This is a genomic window from Syntrophotalea carbinolica DSM 2380 (assembly GCF_000012885.1).
In the GTDB taxonomy this organism is placed as follows: Bacteria; Desulfobacterota; Desulfuromonadia; order Desulfuromonadales; family Syntrophotaleaceae; genus Syntrophotalea; species Syntrophotalea carbinolica.
In genome coordinates this window covers 271,994-294,512 of the sequence record NC_007498.2, presented here as the reverse complement: position 1 = coordinate 294,512, position 22,519 = coordinate 271,994, and the positions used below count along the sequence as shown (strand labels likewise).

Genomic DNA, 22,519 nt, shown 5'->3' with positions numbered 1-22,519 from the left:
TTCGAAGCGATGCTCGGCCCGCCAGACAACAGACACCAGCATCCGCAACAATATCTCCTTTTCACCATCCGGCCCTGCTCCCCAAAGGTACCTCGGCCAATGACGACCAACCGGACAACTCGGGGGGAATATTCACGGCGCGCACGACGATGCTGTCACCGTGGCGCTGAATGATGTTGAGGCCAGCGTAGGTTTGAGGGATGCGAAACAGCTCTGCGAGGGGACGTTTCTGTAGATGACACAGGATCGCGCGGTTGACACCCGCATGCCCGACCATGAGAACATGTCCGGATTCGCGGCTAAGGATATCCAGAAACGCCGGTACGACACGCGCCTGAAGATCGGAAAAACTTTCCCCGTCGGGCGGCCTGTAGGTCATCATCTCCTTGCCCCGGCGCTCGTATTCTCCGGGGAACCGACGCTGAACCTCCGCCACGGGCAACCCCTCCCAGCGCCCCAATGCGATCTCCCGCAAGGCTCTCAGGGATCGCACTCTTAGGCCTCTTCCGCCTGCCACGATGCGGGCGGTTTCCCGGCAGCGCCGCAGATCACTGCAATAGACGCGGTGCAAGTCGATATCGGCCAATTGCAACCGCAGAAATCTGGCCTGGGCACGACCGCGCGGATTAAGCGGCGGGTCGCACTGACCGATATAGCGTTTGAGCTTGTCCTGGCGGGAATCTCCATGCCGAACCAGGTAGAGAGTGCAACATTTATGGTCGGAATATGGCATGGGAGTTAACGCTTATCCTTTCAACGCTTCCAGTGCATCGGGAGCCAGTACGTCCGCAAGAGATTGCCGTAACCTGTTTTCGCATTTTTCCAGTATTCGCTGGGCGATTCCCTGGCGCCGCTCGACCGCCGCAAGAGCAGATGCCTGATCGGCAAAACGTATCCGTTTGGCGGCAAACCGATCATCGAGGCTTACCAAATGCGGCCCTGCAACAAGTTTGTCCGCCAGGTACAGCACCTCGTGCGGAGACGGGTCGCTACTCGCCGATGGCACGATTTCCATATGCGTAGCAACCAGTTCAGCGATCTTTGGAAAACCGAGTTCCTGCAAGGCTCTGGCGGCGACAATCGCATGGTCCGGATACTGACGACAGCAATCGTGCAGCAGGCCGGCGGCCTGCAATTGTTCCCGATCCATGGGCAGGCCTGCCCTGTTCAAACGCACCGCCAGCGTCAGAGCCACGCGGGCCACCATCCGGCAGTGCTCCGCCACGGGGGCGGAAACGGCAAAGTGATGGGCCAGCAAATGCTCGCATTCGCGATACGATGGCATGGCGTAACGATCCCAGCGATGACGCAGGTAGGCATAATCCTGGGGCCTGTCCATATCGAGGATACAATGTTCATCGGGCACTTCGATTTCCATACTGTCTTCGCCAAATGGCAGCAATAGCGCCTTGAGACCACCTTCCCTACGGCTGTCCAGAATCATCTGTCGATAACTTGTGCTGATCAACGGCGGATGCCCGCGCCTGCCCCAGAACACCGGATGCACAATCCCCTTGTCACTGGTTTGCCAGGCCTTCCGCACGGTCTGCAGGGTCTGCTCCCGCACCAGGGGCATATCCACCGGAAGCAGAAAGAAAGCCCCGATACTGTCTGGCAGCTGGCGCATGGCGCATTGCACCGAAGTGAACATGCCCTCCCGATATCGGGGGTTGACGGTGTGGGCAACCCCCAGCTTTGCAACCAGCGGCATCAACAGCTCGGCCTGATGACCGAGTATCACCTGCAGGTGCTCAATACCGGCCCGGCGGAAAAGATTGACGGATTTCTCCAACGCGGTCTCTTCCCCCAGGCGCAGCAACGGCTTGAAATCCCCCATACGGGAGGAGAACCCGGCGGAGAGGATAACGGCGGCTAACGGCTCAGTCATGGTTCCGCTGAAGGGCCGCGCGAACTTTGATCAGTTCGCCGACAATGCTGACGGCAATTTCCTGCGGAGTTTCGGCATCGATTGCGGTACCGATAGGCGAATAAACCTTATCCAGGGTCTCCCGGGAGATGCCTTCGGCTTCCAGGTTATGGTAAATCTTGTCACGCTTGCCGCGACTGCCGATCATGCCGATGTAACCGGCATCGGTTTGCACGGCCTGCCGCAGCAGGCTTTGATCATGGCGATGACCGCGGCTGACAATGACCAGATAGCTATGGCTGTCGATATCCAGATTGGCCATGCAGTCCTCATAGGATGGCACCACGACAATCTCGTCGGCCCTGGGAAACCGCTGACGATTGGCGAATTCGGCACGATCATCGAAAACCACGGTGTTGAATCCGACCATGGTGGCCAAAGCCGCGGTCGGCTGGCAGACGTGCCCCGCGCCAAACAGGAACAGGGTCGCCGGCACGAAGCTCGGTTCGACGAAAAACTGTCCTCCGGCTACTTGCAGCAGCGTAGGATAACGGCAGTTGCGGGTTGCCTCGAGCAACCCCTTCCGGATTTCCTCCGGCAGGGGTACCGGGCCGAAGCATGTGCTATCGGCGTGCAGAAGGCATCTTTGCAGGGGGGACTGCGGATTTTCCGTCGGCAAGGGGGTGACCAGCAGACACTTGCGCCCGGTCTGCAATGCCTCCTGCCAGGCATCGAACACAATGCGGTTTTCCTCGCAGGCCGGTACATATTCCAGCAAAATTTCGACTTCGCCGCCGCAGATCATATCCATGCTATCGGCATCGTCACCGGTCATATCGAAGACAAAAGTACGAGATTGATGGGTTGCGAAAATCTCGGGCGCAGTCGCCTGAGCACGAGCCTCCACCAGGCCGCCACCAATGGTACCGCAGATTTCGCCGTTGGCCCGAATGATCATTTTGGTACCGGCAGTGCGAGGTGCCGAACCGCTACGGGTAAGGATGGTCGCGACAGCCAGATCCTCACCGGCATCGAGGAACCCGCAAAGCGACTTAACAAGCTGTTTCAAGGTTGGCATTCTCCTTTTGAGGTTGTTCAATAATACGCTTAACGGTCGCGGAAACCGACAGGGGGGCATCGGCCAGCACCGTTGGCTGCAAAACCAGGCGTCCGGCGGCGACCGCCGCCCTCAAGGCCGGAATGGTCGGCAAACGCCGATCGACATGATCCCGGGTCCGCCGCTCGGCGCCCGGCAAGGTTTCAATCATCAGTTGCAGTGTGCTTCGGTCGGTATCCAGCATGGTCAATACGGCACGAAAGTTCAGCAGACCGCGCAGGCTGAACAGGGCTTCGTCGAGATCGGACATACACGGCTTCAAAAGCCCGCCGAGATCGACCCGCGCCGCCAGGCGCCCCTGCACCTTACCCAGTCGCGGCAGCACGCTGCCGCAGGGGCAAGGCTCCGCCATGAATCTGGCAAGATCGCCGGTACGATAACGAATCAGAGGCATGCCGAGACGGGTCAAGGTCGTAACCACCACTTCCCCTGTTTCCCCCGCCCGCAACGCAGCTCCCGAGACGGGGTCGACGACCTCGAAATACAAGTCAGGCTCCCGCAAATGGTATCCGTCCAGAGCATGGCACTCCACGCCGCACGTCAGGCCCAGCTCCGTCATGCCGTAGTGGTTCACGGCCGGACACCCCCACACCCTGCGGATCTCCCCAACCAACGCCGAAGGAACATAATCGGAAGTCAGGAAAACACTGCCGATACGATGCGTCGGCACCTCCGCCGCCAGGGGATGGCGCACCACACCCAGGACCTGCACCGGGATACCTACGACGCAGTCAAAGGGTTCTTCGACCAACAACGCCGCTATGGCACCCGGATCGCTAACCAGGCCTGCCACATGGCAGGAAATACCCTGTTGCTGCAGGGCATCCGCCAGCAAGCGACCGGCGCTGTCCGGTAACTCCCCCGGCAGCAGCACAAGCACACGCTGGCCCGGTTGCAACATACGAGACATACCGCAACGGAAAAACGCCTTGGTATATTCCAGATCGGAACGCGTGAAATAGACCCGTTTGGCCTGCCCGGTGGTACCGGAACTGCGTAGCGTCACGATCCGCTTGATTTCCCCCTGGGAAACCGCCAGCATTTGCAGACCCTGCTCGGACAGGTCGGCTGAGGTCGTAAAGGGCAGGTCGGCGAGTCCGGACAGAGAAACCAACGGTCGGCAGTCCCCCAGGCGCCGACGGTAAAAAGGGCTATGCCGCGCAGCGTGGGCAAGAGTCGCGTTCAGCAGTTCCAGCTGCCGAATTCGTAAACGTTCCATAAGCTCGACCGGCTTACCCGTTACCCCGAGCTTGCCCGCAATCCAATCTTCAAGCGGGGTTATTCGCATGCCACTTGCCACGATGCAGAGCCTCCCCATCGGCCGAAGTCAGGTTATACAGGCAAAACGGTACCAGACGCCCATCCGGAGAGACCACATGGATACAGCAATTGCGGGTACGCTCCAGATCGACATTCCATACATCCTGAAAAGCCATGGCGGAAACCGCAAAGGTATGGGTCTTGACCCGCTGCAAAAATTCGTCAAGGCTAGGCGTTCTCGGCGAGCGGCAACAGTTCTCTTGGGGCCCGGCAGATTTCCCCGCAGGGGTTTCGACCTCCGGAGCCGCCCACTGCCGGGTCAAAAAGGCCTTTGACTTCTCGGCCCCTTCCGCCGCCGGGGTCGGCTTGCTGCAACAGGCCGAACCGTTGTTGCCCAGTGCGCAGACATCGCCGTTTTCCAGCAGCACGAAATTGCCGTGAAACGAGCAGTGACTATGCTCGCATCCGGGCGGAGAAAAATTTTCCACCTGGAAAAGTCCCTCGGTCTGTTCCGCGATAGAACGGATGATCTCCGGCAGAGTCAGGCGCCGATCGTTTTCCGGCGGCTGCGGATAACGACCGAAATAACTTACAGGCTGGAAATGCACACCGCGAACGCCTGGAGCGTATTGCATTCCGAACCGCAGGATATTACCGACATCCTGCTGATTGATACCCGGCACCAGAGTCGGTACCAGCACCACGCCCAAGTGACTCCGGACAGCATGCTCAATGGCCCTGACCTTCACGGAATACAGGTCCCGGCCACGCAATTGCCGGTATATCTCGTCACTGGTGCCGTCGAACTGGAGAAATACCGAGGTCAGGCCCGCATCGTACAGTTGACGAGCGTAGGCAGGATCCTCAGCCAGTCGCAAACCGTTGGTATTGATCTGCACAAAACCGAATCCGCGCTGCCGCACCCGACGGATAATCTCCGGCAGGTCCTCGCGTACCGTCGGCTCGCCGCCCGAAAGTTGAATGACGATCTCAAAGCCGCTGGCGCGTCCCACCGCCTGCAACCAGCCGTCAATAGTCTCCAGGGTAGGATCGGCAGCGGCGTTTTTGCCGCTGTCGGCAAAGCATACCGGACACGCCATATTGCAGCGTTCGGTGATTTCCAGCAGCGCCGAACAGGTATGCTGGCCATGGTTGGAACACAGCCCGCAGTCGTAGGGACAGCCACGGTCCGGTTCGGTAAAACATACCGGCGGCCGGGACGGGATCTTCGGCCATTGCCAATCGGACAACAGAGGCGCTCCGCGCCAAAGGACGGTACGGGTCGTGCCATGTTCGGGGCAGGTCTTGACCAGCCACACCACATCGTTCTCGACCACGCGCTCCGCCGCAACACGCTGCAGACAGGTCGGACAAAGACTTTCGGTCATCCAGGGCGTTGTTATGCAACTACTCACCGGCACCGCCTTTCGGATCTATACCGTACTCTTCCAGCAGTGCCATGACACAGGCATACACATTGCCGACAATCTGGCCGCAGCGCAGTTGTTTGTCCTCTCCGTCACCGACAATGGTCTCGCAGTCGATACCGCCGTACTGCTCCCCTACCGAGTCGATAAACCACTCGGCCAGCCGATTGCGCATGATCATGAACGACTCGTTTTCCTCTTCTTCATCCGCCCCCTTCCCGGCATAATAGGCCAACAGACAGGCGCCTCCCGTCAACGCCCCACAGGTTCCCTGGCCGAATCCAGCACCATGAGCAAGACCTGCCATGGTGCGTATCAGATCCGGATTATGCTGGCCACGGTTGTCCAGTCCAAGCGTCAATAGTATCTGGCTGCAGTAGTAACCATTGGTCACCAGTTCCAACATGCGAAACATCTCATTGCTCATCGATTTATCCTTTTATTCAGGGCTTCGCTCGCACCGTTGCCGAACTTCATGGTGATGAAAAACCCGAAGAGAAGGCTTTTCCATATAGAAGCACAGTCAATCGGACAACTCGTTAAATTTGGAATAAAATCCCGCAAATCGATTATTGAATCACGCCTTTCCGGCTACGATCAGATAATAACCGGGACGCATGGCCTGCACCGCCTGCTCCATCTTCGAACCGTCGGTTTCCCCGGCAAACTGCTCCCAGAATGCGGACATGGAGCCGTGCATAAAAATCAATTTTGCGGCAAGCTCTCTCAGCAAGTGCGAATGATCTTCCCACAAATGCAGGGTAAATCCGGTGTCGGTCAACCACCTCAGAACCCCCTCGCGGCCACTGGCCCCCGAAAAACAACTTGCGCAAGGCAGGCTCTGATCGCTATCTAACGGATTACGCCGATAAATATCGCTCATGATGAGCAGCCCCCCGGGCGTGAGAACACGGTAAAATTCGCTAAGTACCCGTTTCGCATCGCTTACCAGGGACAGGACACATTCGCAGATCACCCCGTGGCAACAATTGTCGGCTACCGGCAACCGTTCGGCCCTGGCTTGCACCAATGGCAAACGAGATTCCTGCTGTGCTCCCTCGCTCAATAAAGCGCGCGACAGATCCATACCGCTGGCACGCAGACCACATCGAGACCTGAGCCATGCGACGCTGGTCCCCATGCCGCAACCGACATCCAGCACCCGAGCACCCTCATTGAAAGGATAACGCTCCAATACCTCTTCCAGAACCGACAAGCCGCCCGGCCGAATGGCCGGTCCCGTAGCCTTGCGCAACGCCAGAGACTCATACAGGTTGGGTTTATTCAGGGGACAGACGTATGGCATATTACTTGTCTTCAAGAGCCTTTTCCGCCTCGGCCATCTTACCCATGGCCAGCTCTTCGGTAATCAACACCAGATCACACTTGGGACAGGCCGGCAATTCCACGTGGAAAGAGCCCTTCATATAGGCGAATTCGACTTTTCTCATAACCAGGCCTTCTCCGCATGCCTCGCATTTCCAGTTCTGGACTTCTTCTTCGGAAAACTTCATTTACTTCACCCCCGTAACGTTCATACGGTGACAATAAGCATTGTGAACCCGGTAACCTTCTCCATCGGGGGCGTAATCAACCCAAAAGGTGGTATTGCCCAATTTGAGGTTGGCGCGAAACTGGCCATTCTGGTTATGACGCAGGCGCTTGCCCGTCTTTTCGGCATGGTGAACGACCTGGCGCAGATCGCTCTCCAGGATGCGGCGGCTGTCAATAGTGCGAAGCAGTTCGGGGTCGATGTGCAAAACGATTTTGTCATAAGGTTCCATGGCACGCTCCACGGTTTCACCAAGATCGGCCAGCAGTTCGTCCTTTACCCGCTGACGGTTCTTGCGACGCTCGTACCAGGAAATCCAGCCGCGCGCCCAGGGGTCGTTGCCATCCACAGAAGGGAACAGCAACTCGATAAGATGCGCCGTACGCTTACCCACGTTAACGAATTTATCGCGACACATGGCGCAGTAAGCCAGATAGTCCCGCTCACTGTACTCCGCACGGCGAGTGACGATGGCGTTATCCAGTTGGGGATTGGCGTTGAAAACCAATCCGCCGTATCCGCAACATTCGGCCATTGCTCCGGAAAGGGGCAATTCCTCAACGGTAAACCCAAGATCGCCGAGAATGCGTCGCACACCGCTTTGAGCTTGCGGATCGTGGCGGGTGCTGCAGGGATCGAGCACCGCGACCGCATGACCGGCAACCTCTTCCCGGAGCGCCTTATCGATGAGCGCGTTGTTTTCCAGAACCTGCCAAAGCAACGTTGAGGATATTTCGGGAAGATGCTCCTTGAACACGCTCTGACAGGTGCAGCAGGCGGTGATCACTTTGGGCTGTCCCATGGCCTGCCATTGCTTGCGGATGGTATCCAGGGTCTCGCGAAAAAGGGGATCACGACCGGACCAGAAGGCGGGTGCTCCGCAGCACCCAAGTAGAATGCCGACCCCGCCGGACAGCTTTTCGCATAGCACACGGTACGATTGCAAAACCTCTCCAGGGGCTGTGGCACTTAACTGGCAACTGGGAAAATAAAGATAGGCACTCTGCCGGGTACCCGGTTGATGACGGGACAGAACAAACTCGTCGCTGGTACTGAACGCCATATCCTGCAAAGCGAATTCGTGGGCCGAGGGGGGCATATAGTCGCCCTGCAACATGGCGTAGCGCCCCTCAAGACAGACTTCCCCCATGTGAAGATCATTGGGGCAAACAGCTGCGCACAACCCGCAATGGGTACAAGAGTTGATCGTCTGGTTGGAGCTGTGGGAGGCGCCAAGCAATACCTTTTCGTTGTTGAAAAACTGACGAATATATTTCTTCGGATACTTTTTGTAATGCGCCAGATACTGACAGACCTTGACGCACTCAAGACATTCGCACTGGATGCAACGAGCCGCTTCCCGCATCGCCTCATCCGCTGTATAGCCGGCATCGACATCCGCGGGACGAACCCGGTCAAGAGGTGCGATTCCTTCGAGGTTGGTGTAAAGCCGGCTTTCGTAAGGCCCATCGTTTTCCCGGCCGATGGTCATATGGGCCTGCTGCAGAAAACGCTCGATAGACAACGCCCCCTTGCGACCTGCGGCAGCCAGCATGATCGGCACATCGCCGCCTTGCCCACCGGCAAACACTTCCGGTCGCGAAGTTCCACCGGTAACAGGATCGACGGCAATCAGACCGGAAGCATCGTTATCAAGGGGCAGGGATGCACAAGTTGGGCAGGTGCGATCGATGAATACAGCGTCAAATTCGCCGCAAAGGTTTTCGAACGCAGCGTCGTCCAGAACGGCACCAAGCAGTATCTCCACCCGCATATTTTTCAGAACGGCCAGCTCGTCTTCAAGCGTCGCATCCGGTAGCAGATCTTCGGAAAATTTGCGAAACGTCGCGCCCAATTGCGAAGCCGTTTCCAACAAGGTGACTCCGTAGCCTTTTTTGCGCAGGTCATGGGCAGCGACCAGGCCGGCAACATCGCCGCCGACAACCGCCACCGTCTTGCTTTTGCGGGGCAGCAGTTTAACCCGATCCGGCACGCCATGAAATTCCACGCAAAACCGCTCCAGAGACCCGATGCCAAGCGCCTCGCCAACTTCCCCGCGACGACATTTTGTCTCACAAGGATGATTGCAGATGCGTCCGAATATCCCGGGAAAAGGCAGATTTTTACACAACACCTTGTAAGCCTCTTCCATGTTGCCATCAGCCATCTCCCGCATGAACTGACGGATGTCGACATGCAGGGGACAGGTTGTCGAACAGGCCGGAGGCTCTTCCTGAATACATCGGGCCTCCCACGCGATGCGTTGTTCTTTTTCCATCGAGTGCTTCCTTCTCTCTAAGCTATAGCTCAGCAAACGCCGTAGCGCCTCCTGAACGAACACGGGATCAGTCCCCTGATTAAGATTAGATGCGCAGAATTGTGACGCCGGTATCAGATAAAAGAACGCGATGAAGGGCAGTCTGACGCCCTCCATCGTACTGATGACCTGTCAAAAAAAGCCTCCGGCACCGACACCCGGAACTTGCCGATGCCGGAGGCAGGGGTATTACACTCGCTGCAGAGAATTAATCGGCAGCAGCAACCGAGGCACCCGTCCCAGCTGCTTTTTTGGCTTTCTTCTTCTTGTTAGGCGGTTCTGCATCGACGCTGTCGCAAATCCAGCCGCCTTCCAGTGCGTCCTCCACATCGAAGGACTTTTTCTCGGACTGCAGTGCCTGCAGAACCTTCTCGGGATATGCCGGCAAGGCGCGGATACGTGCCCCGCAAGCGTGATCGATGGCGTTGATAATGGAGACGTGGGGAGAAGTAAGCGGACCTTCACCACAACCACCTTGTCCGAGGGCCCCGTCTCTACGAGGCGTTTCGACGTAAATCAGCTCCAGGTCATCGGGCACATCCTTGATGAAGGGGAACCCGGCGCCGATCATGTGCGAATGGGCCTGGATAAATTCGAAGTCCTCACTAAGACCCAGGCCGATACCTTGAGCCAGACCGCCATACACCTGGCCGTCGACCAACAGGCGATTGGTAATGGTGCCGTTGTCGCCGACATAGGTCATTTTCACCACTTCGGTCTTGCCGGTGGTGATGTCCACCACCACCTCGGACATGAACAAGGCATACATGTAGATGCAGAAGGGATTACCCTGCTGATCGTCGAGGTCCATATGCGTACAGGGAGTGGTAAAGGTACCTTCATGCTTGACGTCGATGCCGTCGGCAATCATTTCGTCGTAGGTGCGATAGGTACCGTCGTCTTTGCGCATGGCATCGAGCAGATTGACGGCGGCTGCATGAATGGCATTCCCGGAGACGACATTCTGACGGCTACCACCGGAGGGACCGGCATTGGGATGCAGAGAGGTGTCGCACATGCTCAGGTGGATCTGCTCAGGGGTCAGGCCCAGCGGACGCAGGGCTTCATGGGCGAAGGCCACCGTACCCATGTCCGCACCCTGACCGTGGCATTCCCACGCGGTGCCGATGGTCACGCTGCCATCTTTTTCCAACTGAGCCCAGGCACCGGAGGTGTCCGGACCGTCCAGACCGCAACCGTAGATCCCGAGGGAGATACCGACGCCGCGCTTCTTGGTTTCAGTGGAACCGACCCTTGCCCGTTCCAGTGCATCCTTGTATTTGGGACGCAGGATATCGAACATCTCTTCAAAGCAGTAAACTTCAGGCTCCTGCCCGGTCGGAGTGGTGGCACCGGGACGATAGATGTTCTTGTAACGCAGTTCGAAGGGGTCGACGCCCATTTTCTGGGCGAGTTCATCGACCAGCGATTCGCCGGCCAAAAAGGCCTGCGGCGACCCATACCCGCGGAAAGCCGAACCCCATGCGTGGTTCGTAGCGACGGTACGGCCGTGGCCGCGGAAGTGTTTGATATCGTAACCGGCCATGGTGAACTGGGCCTGGCGGCAGGTGACCAGATCGCCGAACTCGGAATAGGGACCGTGATCGAGATCCCAGTCGGTTTCCACGGCAAGGAATTTACCGTCCTCGTCCGCGGCCAGACGCACATTCAGAAATGCCGGGGACCGTTTGCCGGTGTAGGTCTGCTGCTGGAACCAGTCATAGCCCAGGAAGCATGGGCGACCAGTGGCCATAGTAGCGGCGGCGACCAGGGCCTCCATGGTCGGGCTGAACTTATAGCCGAAGGTGGCGCCGGTGGGATTCTGCCGGAGCACCAGCTTTTCGGGCTCGAGGCCGAGACCCGGGCAGATCATGGCGTGATGCAGATGGATGCCGATCGATTTGGAATGCACCACCACGCGATCCTCGTCATCGATATAGGCGAAACCGACATCGGGCTCGAGGGGCATATGCGGCTGCCGACCCAGGTAGTAGGTGCCTTCGATGACATGAGCAGCTTTGTCGAAGTAAGGCTTGGTCTCTTCACCCTTTTTAAGGATGCAATCGTAGTAAACGTTGGGAGTACCGGGATGGATCTCGATGGCATCCTCGGCCTTGGCGGCAAGGGCGTTCATGTAAGCCGGCAGAACCTCGAGATCGAGGACGACCTTCTTGGCTGCGGCCTTGGCGTGTTCACGGGTATCGGCGCAAACAATGGCCAGAACGTCGCCGAACTGGAAGACCTTCTCATCGTTGAGAATCGGACGATCCCAGCCATCCCCCTTATTGGTGGGGAAGGTGATCAGGCCGGTGATGCGGTTTTTGCCTTTGATGTCCTTGTGGGTGACGACTTTCACAACACCAGGCATTTTTTCCGCTTCGGAGGTATCGATGCCCTTGATATTGGCATGGGCTACTTCCGCCTGCACCAGGGCGCATTCCAGGGTATCGTCCGGGAGTTGCTCACGCATATCTTCCCCGAAATCCCACAGACCGCAAACTTTGGGAACCGATGTCGGACGCGGCATACAGGTACCGTAAACTTTGCCGTCAGACGGTAATTTGAAATCGAGGGCGGATTCCGCCATTTCGCCGCGCAACACCTTGGCAGCGTCCATGACGGCATCGACGATCATGATGTAGCCGGTGCAGCGGCAGGCGTTGCGATGTTTCTGGAACCAGTCCCGTACTTCTTCGCGGGTCGGATCGGGGTTCTGCTCGAGGAGCAGCTTGGTGGATACGACAAAGCCGGGGGTGCAAAAACCGCATTGAATCGCGCCGTTTTTGACAAACGCCTTCTGAATGGGGTGCAGGTTCAGGGGCGATCCGATGCCTTCGATGGTGGTGATTTTGGCCAGGTCCGGAATTCGCTTCATTTTGGTGACACAGGAGCGCACCAGTTTGCCGTCGACGATAACGCTGCAAGCGCCGCATTGACCCGTTCCGCAACCGACTTTCGTACCAGTCAGTTGCAACTGCTTGCGCAAAACATCGCTAAGCAGCGATTCCTGATCGACGATCAGGACACGGTCGATACCGTTGACGTTTAAAGTCTTCTTGATCATGCCTGTCTTCCTCCTTGTTGTTCGTTTCTAGTTAAAATATCGATACTTCGGGCAATGCGAACTCTCAACCTTTGCCGAATCCGCAGTTGGGGTAATGGCAAACCTGGCATCCGGCACAAATCCCTCCATGGCCCAATGCCACAATATCTGATCGCGTTACGGTTTCCCCGGCCAGCAGGCGCGTAACAACGAGTTCGAAGATGGTGGCCTTGTGGTACATGGTGCAACCGGGCAACCCGATAATGGGGGTTCCATCCAGTTCCGCCATCATAAACATGGCGCCCGGATAGGTAGGGGCGCCATAAGTAATAACCCTGGCACCTGTAGCTCGTATGGCGGCAGGGGTTAGATCGTCGGGATCGACAGACATGCCGCCGGTCAGAACAACCATCTGCGCACCTTCAGACACTTGTTCGTTGATGGCGGCGGCGATGACCTGAATTTCATCCGGGACGATATCCTGCCGATACACTTCGCTGCCCATCGCTTCAAATTTACTTTTTACGATCGGCCCGAAACCATCCGGAATCCGGCCATAAAACACTTCCGTTCCCGTGGTAATCAGCCCTATCCGCCAGGGCTGGAAGGGCTTTATCGAAATCAAAGGGGGATGCTTGGAGCAGAGACTTTCAAGGCGAAGAAGATTTTCTTCCTGGGTAAACAAGGGAATAATGCGGGTGCCCGCCACTGTCGAACCGACTCCCACTGGCTGATTGGTTAACCGGGTTGCAATGGTGACATCCGGAATTTCATTGAGTTTTTGCAGCAGGGGAATGTTTATTTTCAGCAGACCGTTGAGTTCCGAAGTCAATTCGATTTTACCTTGATTCGGTTCTCCGTAACCCAGGAACGGACCGCAGATCGCTCTTGCAATCCGCTCGGCAGCCAGGTTCTCATGCACCAGTCCCTCGGCGAGGTTCAGGATATAGATGTGGTCTTTCCCGAGTTGCTTGAGTTTCGGCACATCCTCATCGGTGATCATATGGCCTTTTTTATAGGCTCGCTCCTTCAATTCTCCCGGCACGATACGGGTGATATCGTGAGAAAGAATTTTGCCTACAGCCTCTTCAACCGGAACGATTTCTAACATGCCTTTTTTTCCTTCTGTACGAATAAAAAAACCCGCATTGATATCCCCAAAATCTTGGAATCAATGCGGGTTTCGCGAAGTCTGCTTAACGCAGAGGACGAAATAAGCGCGTGACTGTTTTTACTGATCTAAAGATGTGGCTACTTGATCTGTTCGACCTTTTCGATATAGCTGATGCCACCCTCCTTAAATGAAATGACCAGCTTGCCGGAGAAATCCGGCGTGATCAATTCGGTATTCGCCAAAAAGTTTGCGATCGCTCTCTTGCAGGAGGCAACATTTTTGGGTCCCCCCTGGCCAGTATACTTTTGAGCTCGGGTCCGAGATTTTTGTTCCAATAGTTTGTCCTGATAACAAAGTTCAGGGATATGCATGTTTCCACCCGCGTGTTTGGCAATGAATTCCGCGAGGAACTACAGACTGGACGACTTCCGCTCTTCAGAAATACGCCGTCGTACCTCCCAGACAAAGCTCCCTTTATTAAAAATTTGCCAACATACAAGCCCCCCCGGCACATCCACGATCAGCGGCAAGGCTAAACAATGCAGATTCAAAACACCGTTTTTTTCAACGGCGATTGACTTACGTGAGACTCGTTTTAACAAAGCGGATATTAACAAGCAAGACAAAAATAACAGTTACGGATAAAAAAACCTAGAAATTACCGTAAACAACTATTTCTGACAATCGCAAAAGAGATATGGAGGGAATAAGCAGGACTCACCCATGAATGTTTTGAGTGTGTCGACAGGCATCAGCGCACAACCACCCGGCTTAGCTGAAGGATATACAACTGACGGTTTGGAGTTCGGAGAACAGCTAAAAACGACGGGTTCCGTTGCGGAGTGGAAATGCCCGCATCATAAAGACAAAATCCTTGGCAGTGACCTTGTCGAACGGCCGGATGCCCTACACCTCTTGCAGCACAGGCAAAACAGAACTCGAACTGTACAAATGTTGGAAAGCCGCGAAAAGCTTATTGTGAATGGATAAGAATAGAGCACGGGGGATGGCACTAAGAATAATCTGCCAGATCCCCGATAGTCTGGCGTCCCCTACTGAAAAACGGGCAGCATACCGCTTCGGACTATTCGCCCAGGATTACTCCAGGGAGACGTCGGCTCAGGTATTCTCAGATGTCATATCTCCCATGAATGAATTACGGTTGCCGGATTGCCGACATCGAAACAACACACTGGACACCACTGGGACACCGGCTCCGGGAGATAAGACACAACTTGTTTTCATCCGGAAAGGCCCGTGCCCTTATGAATACACGTAGTGTGCATCCGGAAACTCAGGATGCACACTAACTGATTTTCAGCTGTCAATGCTCGTGATCGTGATCGCACCCTCCTGAACCGGATTCATTTGTATCTTCTTCACCGTCGGAGCATCTTCCTGCCGCAGCGCTATTCTGAATCTCGCTTTCTGGAAGTTTCTTTTCCAAAAACAACTCCATATTTTCGATGAGATGTTCCGATTGTGCCTCGAATACGCGGTGTCCGCAAAGATTCATGGCTTGAAGGACACTGTCTCCCATGCCGGCAGCGATGATACCATCGATCTCGTAGGCCTTCAGCGCACCAAAAGGATTACACCCGGCAAAAGGCTCATGGGGATCGCAATTGGACACCGTCTGCGTCTCCCTGGTCTCTGAATCCACCAGAAGAAAAAAAGGTGCTGAGTTGAAATGCCCGTAAATTACGCTTTGGATTCCGAGATCCTCGGATATAGGAAAACAAACTTTCATTTTTCGTACTCCTTGATTCGTTTCGTTTTATGCCAATTTACCTGCCGTACTTATTTTTGAGTGCATATTTTTTGCAGACAATGCACTGAGATTTATATTGGCCAAGGTGCTTATAACAAAACCATAAACCACAATTTGAACATTGCTTGACAGCGTAATGCTCGCTATCTGCCTCTTCCCCACAAATCGCACATTTTACAATAGCCATAAAACCTCCGTGTTAACCAACTTCTTTCCTTTGTTGGACTGAAAAATTATTTAACTTTATGCACTTACGATCACATTAAATTTCAAACACAAAAAACCCGCAGCAATACCATCGATACTGGTATTGAATGCGGGTTTCGTTGGGTCTGCACTCTGGGCAGAGGCCGAAATTAGCGCAATCTACTTAAATGTCTCGGTTTTTTCGATATAGCTGATGCCACCGTTTTTGAAGGAGACCATCAGTTTTCCTGAAAAACGTTCAGGAATGAGATTTAAATCAAGAAAAGTGTCACATAGGCGTTTTTTCCAGACAGAGTTAGGCACTCTTATATTGGTAACCACCTGCCGACGAACATCACGTTCTTTGCTGTCATCCATTCTCAAAAATCCTGTTTGACCTGTAAAAATCCAAAATACTTTAGATTCCCCCTGCCGTTACGGGAGATAATTCGCCCCCCGAGATAGAGACGGCATCCAATGCTCCGCATCAGAGAAAAGGTCAAACCCTCTACGTCACACGACAAATGAGAAAGGATAATCGCAACGAACGGGATGTGGGTTAAAACATATTTCAGGCAACAGAGAACGTTGCGCCCTGATCCACAACAGTTGTATGAACACCTTCGCTATATATCACGCTAAACAACGCAAGGGCAAGAAAAAATTCCGCTATAAAGCGAAGTTAGTCTCCCTAGCTGTATACGTCAAGTTAAGAAACATAGCGTATTCCAGGCGCATGTTCAGACTGCAATTGGCGACGTGAACCCCTGCCGGCAAATACGGAAACTCGCCTTCGGTGGCTGTCAGGATTCGTGATACCCCAGTACCACCAGCAGGCAACTGCCGTCGGCAATCAAATTGATGCCGGCCTCCTCGCAGCGCGCAACGGCCCGGGCACTCTGCGCCCCGGGTTGCATCCAGATATGGCGTATGCCTTTGGCAATAGCTTGTTCAACCACCTGCTCGGTAATATCCGGCGGAGTAATGATGGAGAGACTTTGAATATCCTCCGGCAGGTCGGCAACACGGGTTACGCTGGCAACCCCTTCGACACTTGAGGCGTGCGGATTTACCGGCACGACCCGCAGATCATGCTGCAGATAGCAACGGAGCACTTTGTTGCCGTACTTATCGCGGTTGGTCGACGCCCCGGCCACGGCAAAGGCGCTGGAGGAAAGGAATTGCTCGATACGATCGGAGATATGCATAAAACCTCCCTACAAGTATCAGGGCAGCATGGCGCCAAACCACCGGAAAAAAGGCCCGGGATAAAGCCCTGCAACCAGGGTGACACCGGCACACAATACAAAGATCAGCCGTTCGCAGTTGTTGAAGGCTGGGACAGTGGGAGCGCCCTGGCGGACACGAAACAGATACAGCACAGGACGCAGATAGTAATAACAGGAAATCAGTGAAGACAACAAGGCCAGGACCACCAGGCCCACGTAGCCACTCTGCAGGGCGGCGCCGAACAGAACAAACTTACCCATGAATCCGGCCAAAGGCGGAAACCCGGCAAGCGACAACAGCAGGCCGGTGAGCAGGACGGCACGCCAGGGAGATCTGCCGGCCAACCCTTCCAGGGCGGCATAGTCCTGGGGTTCGCCTCCGGAATCCACCATGGAAGCGAGCAGACCGAAGGTACCCACGGTGGCGGCGCTGTAGGTAAGCAGATAAAACAGACCGGCCTCCATGCCCGCCGACCGATTGCTCAGAACCGCCAGCACCAGATACCCCATGTGCACCACGGAGGAATAGGCCAGCATCCGTTTGAGATTGGTTTGCCTCAGGGCAGCCAGGGTTCCCCAAATCATGGACAAGGCTGCCAAACCTCCCAGCAGAGGCCGCAACGGCACGATAAGAGCCAAAGGAGCGCTACCGAGCAAAACGGCGAAAACAGCCCCCTTGGAGCCGCTCGCCAGAAATCCTGCGATCGGTGCGGAGGCCCCCTGGTAGACATCGGGAGTCCAGAGGTGGAAAGGCGCCAAAGAAGCCTTGAAGGCGGCTGCAGCCATAATCAAAGTCCACCCCAGCAGGGCGATGGACGGCATGGGCGCCCCTGCCATCGACAGGGATATGGCAGCAGACAGCTCAAAAGTACCGGTAGCCGCGTAGACAAGAGCGATCCCGAAAGCCAGCAGGGCACTTGCCAGGAACCCCGGCAGCAAATACTTAAGTCCCGCCTCGGCGCCGGTAGGATTTTCCCGATCAACGGCAATAAGGACATAAAAAGCGAGGGTCATGGACTCCAGCCCGAGGAACAAACTGACCAGCGATGTACTTGCCGACAAGATCGCCATGCCCAACACGGCAAACAGCGTCAGCGCGGCATACTCCCGCGCAGCCAATTTGCGGCTGCCCCGGTAGCGATCCGACAACAGGCAGGTGGCGGCGCCGAGCAGTGCCCACAAAGTCAGGCAGCCGCGGGCAAAAAGATTGCTCGCAACAAGCGGCGTACCGGCAGCCTCCAGACTGGCTGGCCACCAGGCAAAACCCGCTGCAACCACAGCACACATGGCAGCAGACAGCAAAGCCCGGCGCTCGGAGAGAAACAGGACGGTGATGCTTCCGCCAAAAAGGACCAGCAGCGGGAGTAAAGCCAGCAGCATATTCCAGGTCATGGCAGCCCCCCTTTCGTGGCAAGTTGCACTAGAATCTGTTCAACTGGACCGCTGAGGAGCTTTAAAAAAGGCAGAGGGTAAAGGCCGAACCAGAAAACCAGGACCGCGAGCGGCGCAAGCAGGGCCATTTCACCGCGCTTCATATCCGGCATGGGATCGGGGCCACGGGGGACACCCCACAACACGCCCTGCACCATACGCAGGGTATAGCAGGCCGCAAGCAGAACACCGGCCATTCCGACTGCACCCCACCAGGCCTGCGCACGAAATGCGCCCAACAGAATCAGCACTTCCCCCGTAAAAATATTCAGCCCCGGCAATCCCAGGGTGGCAAGCGAAAACAGTAAAAACATTGCGCCAAGCTGCGGAGTACGAGCCCACAGCCCCCCCAGATCGGGCAATTGACGACTGGTCGTTCGCCGCTTCACCAGGGCCACCAGCACAAACAGAGCGGCGGTGGTAACCCCGTGGTTAAACAATTGCAGCAGACTACCCTGCAATGCGATGGCATTGCCGGCGGCCATGCCGACAACAATAAACCCGAGATGGGCTACGGAAGCATAAGCAACCAGGCGCTTGAGGTCGGTCTGCACAAAAGCGAGCCAGCCGCCATAGCCGATACTCAGCAGTCCAAGTATCGCCAGTACAGGTGCAAAGCTTTGCCAGGTCGCCGGCAACAAGGGCATGGCCACCCGCAAGAGACCGAAAATACCCGCCTTGGCCAGCACGCCGGACAGTAACAAAGTAACCGCGGTCGGCGCTTCCTGGTAGGCATCGGGCAACCAACCATGCACAGGCACAACAGGCACCTTGACCAGAAAAGCCACAGCCAGACAACCAAAAAGCCAGGGGGCAATAGCGGAAGGAACAACCGTCGCTGTCAAGGTCTGCAATGCAAAACTGTAGTCGCCGGTCTGCCGGCCATGCAGAATATACAAAGTCAGAAAAGCCAGCAGCATTAGCAGACTTCCGGCCAGAGTAAATACCAACAGCTTGAATGCAGCCTGTACGCGCTGTGCGCCACCCCACAGAAATATACACAGTACCAGCGGCAGCAACATGACTTCCCAGCACAGATAGAACAACAACAGATCCTGAGCCAGAAAAACACCCAGAATGCCGGTGCCCCCGGTGAGCAGCAGAGCATAGTAGCCGGCCTGGCGATAGCGCTGCCAGGAAATGCCGATAGCCACCGCCAGCAGAATCAGGGTGAGCCACACCATCAACAGCGAAAGGCCGTCAAGCCCCAGGGAAAATCGGGCACCGTAACGCTCTATCCAGGGCCAATCCTCAAAACGTATCCAGCGCTGCGAAGGCAAGGTCCCACCCGAGAAGAAAGACAGCGCTACGCCCGCTTCCAGAAGTACCGTAATAACGGCGGCACGTCGGTCCCAGACCAGACAGGCCAGGGCTCCGGCCAACGGCAGCAAAAGCAAAACAGATAAACAGGATGTCTGCATCAGACCATTCATGCTTGGCTCGCAAGGAGAGTAAAGGATTCGATCAACATCACCACAACACCAGCAGCAACATAGCCAGCAACAACACCGTACCCCAGGCCATGGCGGCAAGGTAGTGGCTGACATAGCCGGACGTGATGCTTCGCAGATACTGCCCCGTGGCCTGGCACAAGCGGCCGAGACCGGCGGGTAAGACCGTGGTCAACAAGCGTTCGACCGTTCTTTGCAGCAGGTAGCCGGTCTTTTCGAAAGGGGCCGTCAATCCGCGACGGATCACTGCGTCAAGTTGCCAGCCTGCGGCCAGAAAACGCACACCGGCACGATCGGAAGGTGCCGGTGCCAGGCGATAATGCCTGCGCACACCGAGCCAGGCAGCAACCACCAACAACAGCGTAACGGCGGCAAGAGACCATTCGAGACCGTGGGATACAGGCATCCCGGATGCCGTCTGCAACCAACCTTGCAGTATGGTTCGGCCTTTCCACAGTTCCGGGAGGTTGAGTTGACCGCCAACCAGAGCCATCACCGCCAGCGGCAGCATCGGCCAGGCCATGCTGCGCGGCGTCGGACCGCGACCTGCCGCGGCGGCACGATCGGCGGCCAGCAGATAAACCAGGCGCAGCGCATACATGGCGGTCAGCAAAGCGGTTATCAAGCCCACCACACCAAGCAGCGTCCACCAGGGGGTGTGACGAGCGAAACATGCCGCCAGGATGGTATCTTTAGAGAAAAACCCACTGGTCAACGGCACACCGGCCAGAGCCAGAGCCCCGGCCAACAGCAACCAGAACAGCAACGGAGCCCGTCGGGACAACTGCCCCAATCGAAACAGGTCCTGCTCGCCGGCAGCCAGATGGATGACCACCCCGGCCACCATGAACAGCAGCGCTTTGAAAAAGGCATGGGTCAGCAAATGAAACATGGCCCCGGTAACCGTGCCGGCCCCCACGGCGACAAACATATAGCCGACCTGACTGATGGTCGAATAGGCCAATACCCGCTTGATATCCCGTTGCACCAACGCGCAGATAGCACCATAAAAAGCGCTTGCGGTGCCAACCAGGCCAATGACGGCCAGGGCGGTTGGGGACAGTGCGATCAAAGGGAATAACCGGCACAACAGATAGACGCCGGCCGTCACCATGGTGGCGGCATGAATCAGAGCCGAGACCGGCGTCGGTCCCGCCATGGCATCCGGCAGCCAGGAACTGAACGGCAACTGAGCCGATTTACCGCAGGCCCCTGCCAACAGCAGCAGGGCGATCAGCGTAACCGTGTTGGGGGACATCGAGGCTGCCTGACTGTTGATAGCTTCCATGGACAGCGTCCCGGTCAGGCGGAACAGCCACAACAGAGCGATACCGAACAGCACATCTGCGGCCCGCGTTACCAGGAAAGCCTTACGTCCGGCGGCAGCAAACTCCGGGTTGCGATACCAGAATCCGATCAGCGCATAGGAACAGAATCCGACGCCCTCCCAACCGAGGAACAACAGTAGCAGATTATCCGCCAGCACAATGACCAGCATGGCGAAGACAAACAGATTGAACAACGCGAAAAAGCGCCGGGTATCGGGTTCGTGATGCAAATAGCAAGCGGCATACAGATGGATCAAAGCGGATACCGACGTGACCATCAACGCCATGGCCGCCGACAAGGGGGAAAAAAGAATCTCCACCGGGACTCGCAAAGCGCCGGCCTCAAGCCAGGTAAACAGAGAAACGCGGGTTGAGTTCACGGCCAACGGCCACAACCATAAAGTCACCGCCGCCGAAGCGGCAACCGAAGTAATGGCCACACCTGCCAGCACCCGGCGAGACAGAAGGCCTCCGGCAAACATGACGATCAGGGCGCCGCACAATGGCAGCAACGGTATCAGAAACAGCAACTCGCCCATCATCCCTTCATCCCGTCAAAGCGGTTGATATCGATCGTACCGCGACTGCGCTTCAGATAAACAACCAATGCCAGGGCGATGGTGACCTCTGCCGCAGCCACCGCCATCAACAAAAGCGCCACCAATTGCCCATCCGGATGCCGCCAATAGGCCGAAGCCCCGACCAGCACAAGGCCGACGGCATTGAGCATGATCTCCACCCCGATCAATATCATGATCAGGTTGCGCCGCAGCAAAACCCCTACGAGCCCGGCCACAAACAACAGGCCGGCAAGCATCAATACCTGTCCGAGGGGTACGATCATGAAACATCCTCCCTGGTTGTGGAATCATGGCGACGACCCAGATGAAACGCGCCCACCGCCGCAAACAACAGAATCAGGGAGATGATTTCCACGGCCAGACCGTAGTTTTCAAACAGCGCGCGTCCAAACGCCCTCGGGGTCAACTGAAACGAAACGATGCCACCGGTCGCGACAGGATCCATCACGATCAGGGCGCCTCCGCAGGCCAGCAACGATCCGCTCAGGAGGGCGGCAGGCAACCAGCGAGGCCAGCCACCGGGACGGCGTTTCTCGGCCAGAGACGGATCGATCAGCATAATAACGAAAAGAAACAGGACCATGATGGCGCCGGCGTACAGAATCACCTGCCAGGCGGCCAGCAGTGGCGCGCCGAGCAAAAAATAGAGCAAAGCCACAGCAAACAGGGCGTGTACCAGGTAGAGCACGGCATGCACCGGGTTCTTCCGGGTCAGGCATAAAAGCGTCGCCAGCAAGGTGATTACCGCCAATATGTAAAACAACAAGGTCGCCATATATTTTCCTCGCACACCTCACAATCGAAGGCTGAGACTGCCAAACCCGGCATGGATACCGGGCGTTCAT

At 56.3% G+C, this 22,519-nt stretch carries 20 protein-coding genes; 1 reads left to right on the top strand and 19 read right to left on the bottom strand.

From position 1 onward, the window contains the following. Window positions 1-61: 61 nt before the first annotated feature. The 11 genes from cobC to PCAR_RS01730 all read right to left on the bottom strand — a co-directional run bounded on the left by cobC (window position 62) and on the right by PCAR_RS01730 (window position 13,694). On the bottom strand, window positions 62-733 hold the full coding sequence (gene cobC, locus PCAR_RS01780; protein ID WP_011339895.1) for an alpha-ribazole phosphatase: 672 nt from the start codon (window positions 731-733) through the stop codon (window positions 62-64). Window positions 734-745: 12 nt separating this feature from the next. Then, on the bottom strand, window positions 746-1,888 hold the full coding sequence (locus tag PCAR_RS01775) for a DVU_1551 family NTP transferase (RefSeq protein ID WP_041531217.1): 1,143 nt from the start codon (window positions 1,886-1,888) through the stop codon (window positions 746-748). After that, window positions 1,881-2,936 (bottom strand): XdhC family aldehyde oxidoreductase maturation factor, encoded by a 1,056-nt coding sequence (locus PCAR_RS01770; protein WP_041531216.1) that lies wholly within the window; start codon window positions 2,934-2,936, stop codon window positions 1,881-1,883. Before PCAR_RS01770 ends, PCAR_RS01775 begins: the two co-directional genes overlap by 8 nt. After that, complete coding sequence (locus PCAR_RS01765; protein WP_158447391.1) at window positions 2,920-4,284, bottom strand: DVU_1553 family AMP-dependent CoA ligase; 1,365 nt, start codon at window positions 4,282-4,284, stop codon at window positions 2,920-2,922. Before PCAR_RS01765 ends, PCAR_RS01770 begins: the two co-directional genes overlap by 17 nt. Further along, the gene (trsS, locus tag PCAR_RS01760) at window positions 4,253-5,632 is read right to left on the bottom strand and encodes a radical SAM (seleno)protein TrsS (RefSeq protein ID WP_041531215.1); all 1,380 of its coding nucleotides are present in this window, start codon (window positions 5,630-5,632) and stop codon (window positions 4,253-4,255) included. Before trsS ends, PCAR_RS01765 begins: the two co-directional genes overlap by 32 nt. Before the next feature lie 19 nt (window positions 5,633-5,651). Then, entirely contained in the window at window positions 5,652-6,098 is a 447-nt protein-coding gene (locus PCAR_RS01755; RefSeq protein WP_011339890.1) for a DVU_1555 family C-GCAxxG-C-C protein, read from the bottom strand. 150 nt (window positions 6,099-6,248) lie between these two features. Further along, entirely contained in the window at window positions 6,249-6,977 is a 729-nt protein-coding gene (gene trsM / locus PCAR_RS01750; protein WP_011339889.1) for a DVU_1556 family methyltransferase, read from the bottom strand. Window position 6,978: 1 nt separating this feature from the next. After that, window positions 6,979-7,185, bottom strand: coding sequence for a DVU_1557 family redox protein (locus tag PCAR_RS18880; RefSeq protein WP_011339888.1), 207 nt, complete (start codon window positions 7,183-7,185; stop codon window positions 6,979-6,981). After that, window positions 7,186-9,501, bottom strand: a complete 2,316-nt coding sequence (locus PCAR_RS01740) for a pyridine nucleotide-disulfide oxidoreductase/dicluster-binding protein (protein WP_011339887.1) — start codon at window positions 9,499-9,501, stop codon at window positions 7,186-7,188. A 247-nt stretch (window positions 9,502-9,748) separates the two neighbouring features. After that, window positions 9,749-12,604, bottom strand: a complete 2,856-nt coding sequence (locus PCAR_RS01735) for a molybdopterin-dependent aldehyde oxidoreductase (RefSeq protein WP_011339886.1) — start codon at window positions 12,602-12,604, stop codon at window positions 9,749-9,751. A 64-nt stretch (window positions 12,605-12,668) separates the two neighbouring features. Beyond that, window positions 12,669-13,694, bottom strand: coding sequence for a molybdopterin-binding protein (locus PCAR_RS01730; protein WP_011339885.1), 1,026 nt, complete (start codon window positions 13,692-13,694; stop codon window positions 12,669-12,671). 726 nt (window positions 13,695-14,420) lie between these two features. Between PCAR_RS01730 and PCAR_RS01720 the strand changes: the two genes are divergently transcribed. Further along, window positions 14,421-14,687: a hypothetical protein gene (locus PCAR_RS01720; RefSeq protein WP_011339883.1), complete on the top strand. Its 267-nt coding sequence runs from the start codon at window positions 14,421-14,423 to the stop codon at window positions 14,685-14,687. 334 nt (window positions 14,688-15,021) lie between these two features. On the opposite strand, the gene PCAR_RS01715 is transcribed toward PCAR_RS01720, so the two are convergent. From PCAR_RS01715 to PCAR_RS01680, 8 genes are all read right to left on the bottom strand, one after another. After that, a complete protein-coding gene (locus PCAR_RS01715; RefSeq protein WP_011339881.1) occupies window positions 15,022-15,447 on the bottom strand; it encodes a NifB/NifX family molybdenum-iron cluster-binding protein in 426 nt (141 codons plus the stop codon). Window positions 15,448-15,834: 387 nt separating this feature from the next. Next, on the bottom strand, window positions 15,835-16,032 hold the full coding sequence (locus PCAR_RS01710) for a hypothetical protein (RefSeq protein WP_011339879.1): 198 nt from the start codon (window positions 16,030-16,032) through the stop codon (window positions 15,835-15,837). Between the two features lie 425 nt (window positions 16,033-16,457). Beyond that, on the bottom strand, window positions 16,458-16,862 hold the full coding sequence (locus PCAR_RS01705) for a CoA-binding protein (protein ID WP_011339878.1): 405 nt from the start codon (window positions 16,860-16,862) through the stop codon (window positions 16,458-16,460). 18 nt (window positions 16,863-16,880) lie between these two features. Beyond that, window positions 16,881-18,275 (bottom strand): NADH-quinone oxidoreductase subunit N, encoded by a 1,395-nt coding sequence (locus PCAR_RS01700; protein ID WP_011339877.1) that lies wholly within the window; start codon window positions 18,273-18,275, stop codon window positions 16,881-16,883. After that, window positions 18,272-19,747 (bottom strand): complex I subunit 4 family protein, encoded by a 1,476-nt coding sequence (locus tag PCAR_RS01695; protein WP_011339876.1) that lies wholly within the window; start codon window positions 19,745-19,747, stop codon window positions 18,272-18,274. The genes PCAR_RS01700 and PCAR_RS01695 overlap by 4 nt, the downstream gene beginning before the upstream one ends. Window positions 19,748-19,784: 37 nt before the next feature. After that, window positions 19,785-21,635 carry an NADH-quinone oxidoreductase subunit L gene (nuoL, locus tag PCAR_RS01690; RefSeq protein WP_011339875.1) on the bottom strand — a complete coding sequence of 617 codons (1,851 nt, stop codon included), beginning with the start codon at window positions 21,633-21,635 and terminating at the stop codon, window positions 19,785-19,787. After that, window positions 21,632-21,937 carry an NADH-quinone oxidoreductase subunit NuoK gene (nuoK, locus tag PCAR_RS01685; RefSeq protein WP_011339874.1) on the bottom strand — a complete coding sequence of 102 codons (306 nt, stop codon included), beginning with the start codon at window positions 21,935-21,937 and terminating at the stop codon, window positions 21,632-21,634. Before nuoK ends, nuoL begins: the two co-directional genes overlap by 4 nt. Next, complete coding sequence (locus tag PCAR_RS01680) at window positions 21,934-22,449, bottom strand: NADH-quinone oxidoreductase subunit J family protein (protein ID WP_011339873.1); 516 nt, start codon at window positions 22,447-22,449, stop codon at window positions 21,934-21,936. The genes nuoK and PCAR_RS01680 overlap by 4 nt, the downstream gene beginning before the upstream one ends. Window positions 22,450-22,519 lie beyond the last annotated feature (70 nt).

Bases quoted from the DNA above. Each gene is read 5' to 3' on its own strand.
- cobC (WP_011339895.1), bottom strand. From the start codon at position 733: ATGCCATATTCCGACCATAAATGTTGCACTCTCTACCTGGTTCGGCAT.
- PCAR_RS01775 (WP_041531217.1), bottom strand. From the start codon at position 1,888: ATGACTGAGCCGTTAGCCGCCGTTATCCTCTCCGCCGGGTTCTCCTCC.
- trsS (WP_041531215.1), bottom strand. From the start codon at position 5,632: ATGACCGAAAGTCTTTGTCCGACCTGTCTGCAGCGTGTTGCGGCGGAG.
- PCAR_RS01755 (WP_011339890.1), bottom strand. From the start codon at position 6,098: ATGAGCAATGAGATGTTTCGCATGTTGGAACTGGTGACCAATGGTTAC.
- trsM (WP_011339889.1), bottom strand. From the start codon at position 6,977: ATGCCATACGTCTGTCCCCTGAATAAACCCAACCTGTATGAGTCTCTG.
- PCAR_RS18880 (WP_011339888.1), bottom strand. From the start codon at position 7,185: ATGAAGTTTTCCGAAGAAGAAGTCCAGAACTGGAAATGCGAGGCATGC.
- PCAR_RS01740 (WP_011339887.1), bottom strand. From the start codon at position 9,501: ATGGAAAAAGAACAACGCATCGCGTGGGAGGCCCGATGTATTCAGGAA.
- PCAR_RS01735 (WP_011339886.1), bottom strand. From the start codon at position 12,604: ATGATCAAGAAGACTTTAAACGTCAACGGTATCGACCGTGTCCTGATC.
- PCAR_RS01730 (WP_011339885.1), bottom strand. From the start codon at position 13,694: ATGTTAGAAATCGTTCCGGTTGAAGAGGCTGTAGGCAAAATTCTTTCT.
- PCAR_RS01720 (WP_011339883.1), top strand. From the start codon at position 14,421: ATGAATGTTTTGAGTGTGTCGACAGGCATCAGCGCACAACCACCCGGC.
- PCAR_RS01715 (WP_011339881.1), bottom strand. From the start codon at position 15,447: ATGAAAGTTTGTTTTCCTATATCCGAGGATCTCGGAATCCAAAGCGTA.
- PCAR_RS01710 (WP_011339879.1), bottom strand. From the start codon at position 16,032: ATGGATGACAGCAAAGAACGTGATGTTCGTCGGCAGGTGGTTACCAAT.
- PCAR_RS01705 (WP_011339878.1), bottom strand. From the start codon at position 16,862: ATGCATATCTCCGATCGTATCGAGCAATTCCTTTCCTCCAGCGCCTTT.
- PCAR_RS01700 (WP_011339877.1), bottom strand. From the start codon at position 18,275: ATGACCTGGAATATGCTGCTGGCTTTACTCCCGCTGCTGGTCCTTTTT.
- PCAR_RS01695 (WP_011339876.1), bottom strand. From the start codon at position 19,747: ATGAATGGTCTGATGCAGACATCCTGTTTATCTGTTTTGCTTTTGCTG.
- nuoL (WP_011339875.1), bottom strand. From the start codon at position 21,635: ATGATGGGCGAGTTGCTGTTTCTGATACCGTTGCTGCCATTGTGCGGC.
- nuoK (WP_011339874.1), bottom strand. From the start codon at position 21,937: ATGATCGTACCCCTCGGACAGGTATTGATGCTTGCCGGCCTGTTGTTT.
- PCAR_RS01680 (WP_011339873.1), bottom strand. From the start codon at position 22,449: ATGGCGACCTTGTTGTTTTACATATTGGCGGTAATCACCTTGCTGGCG.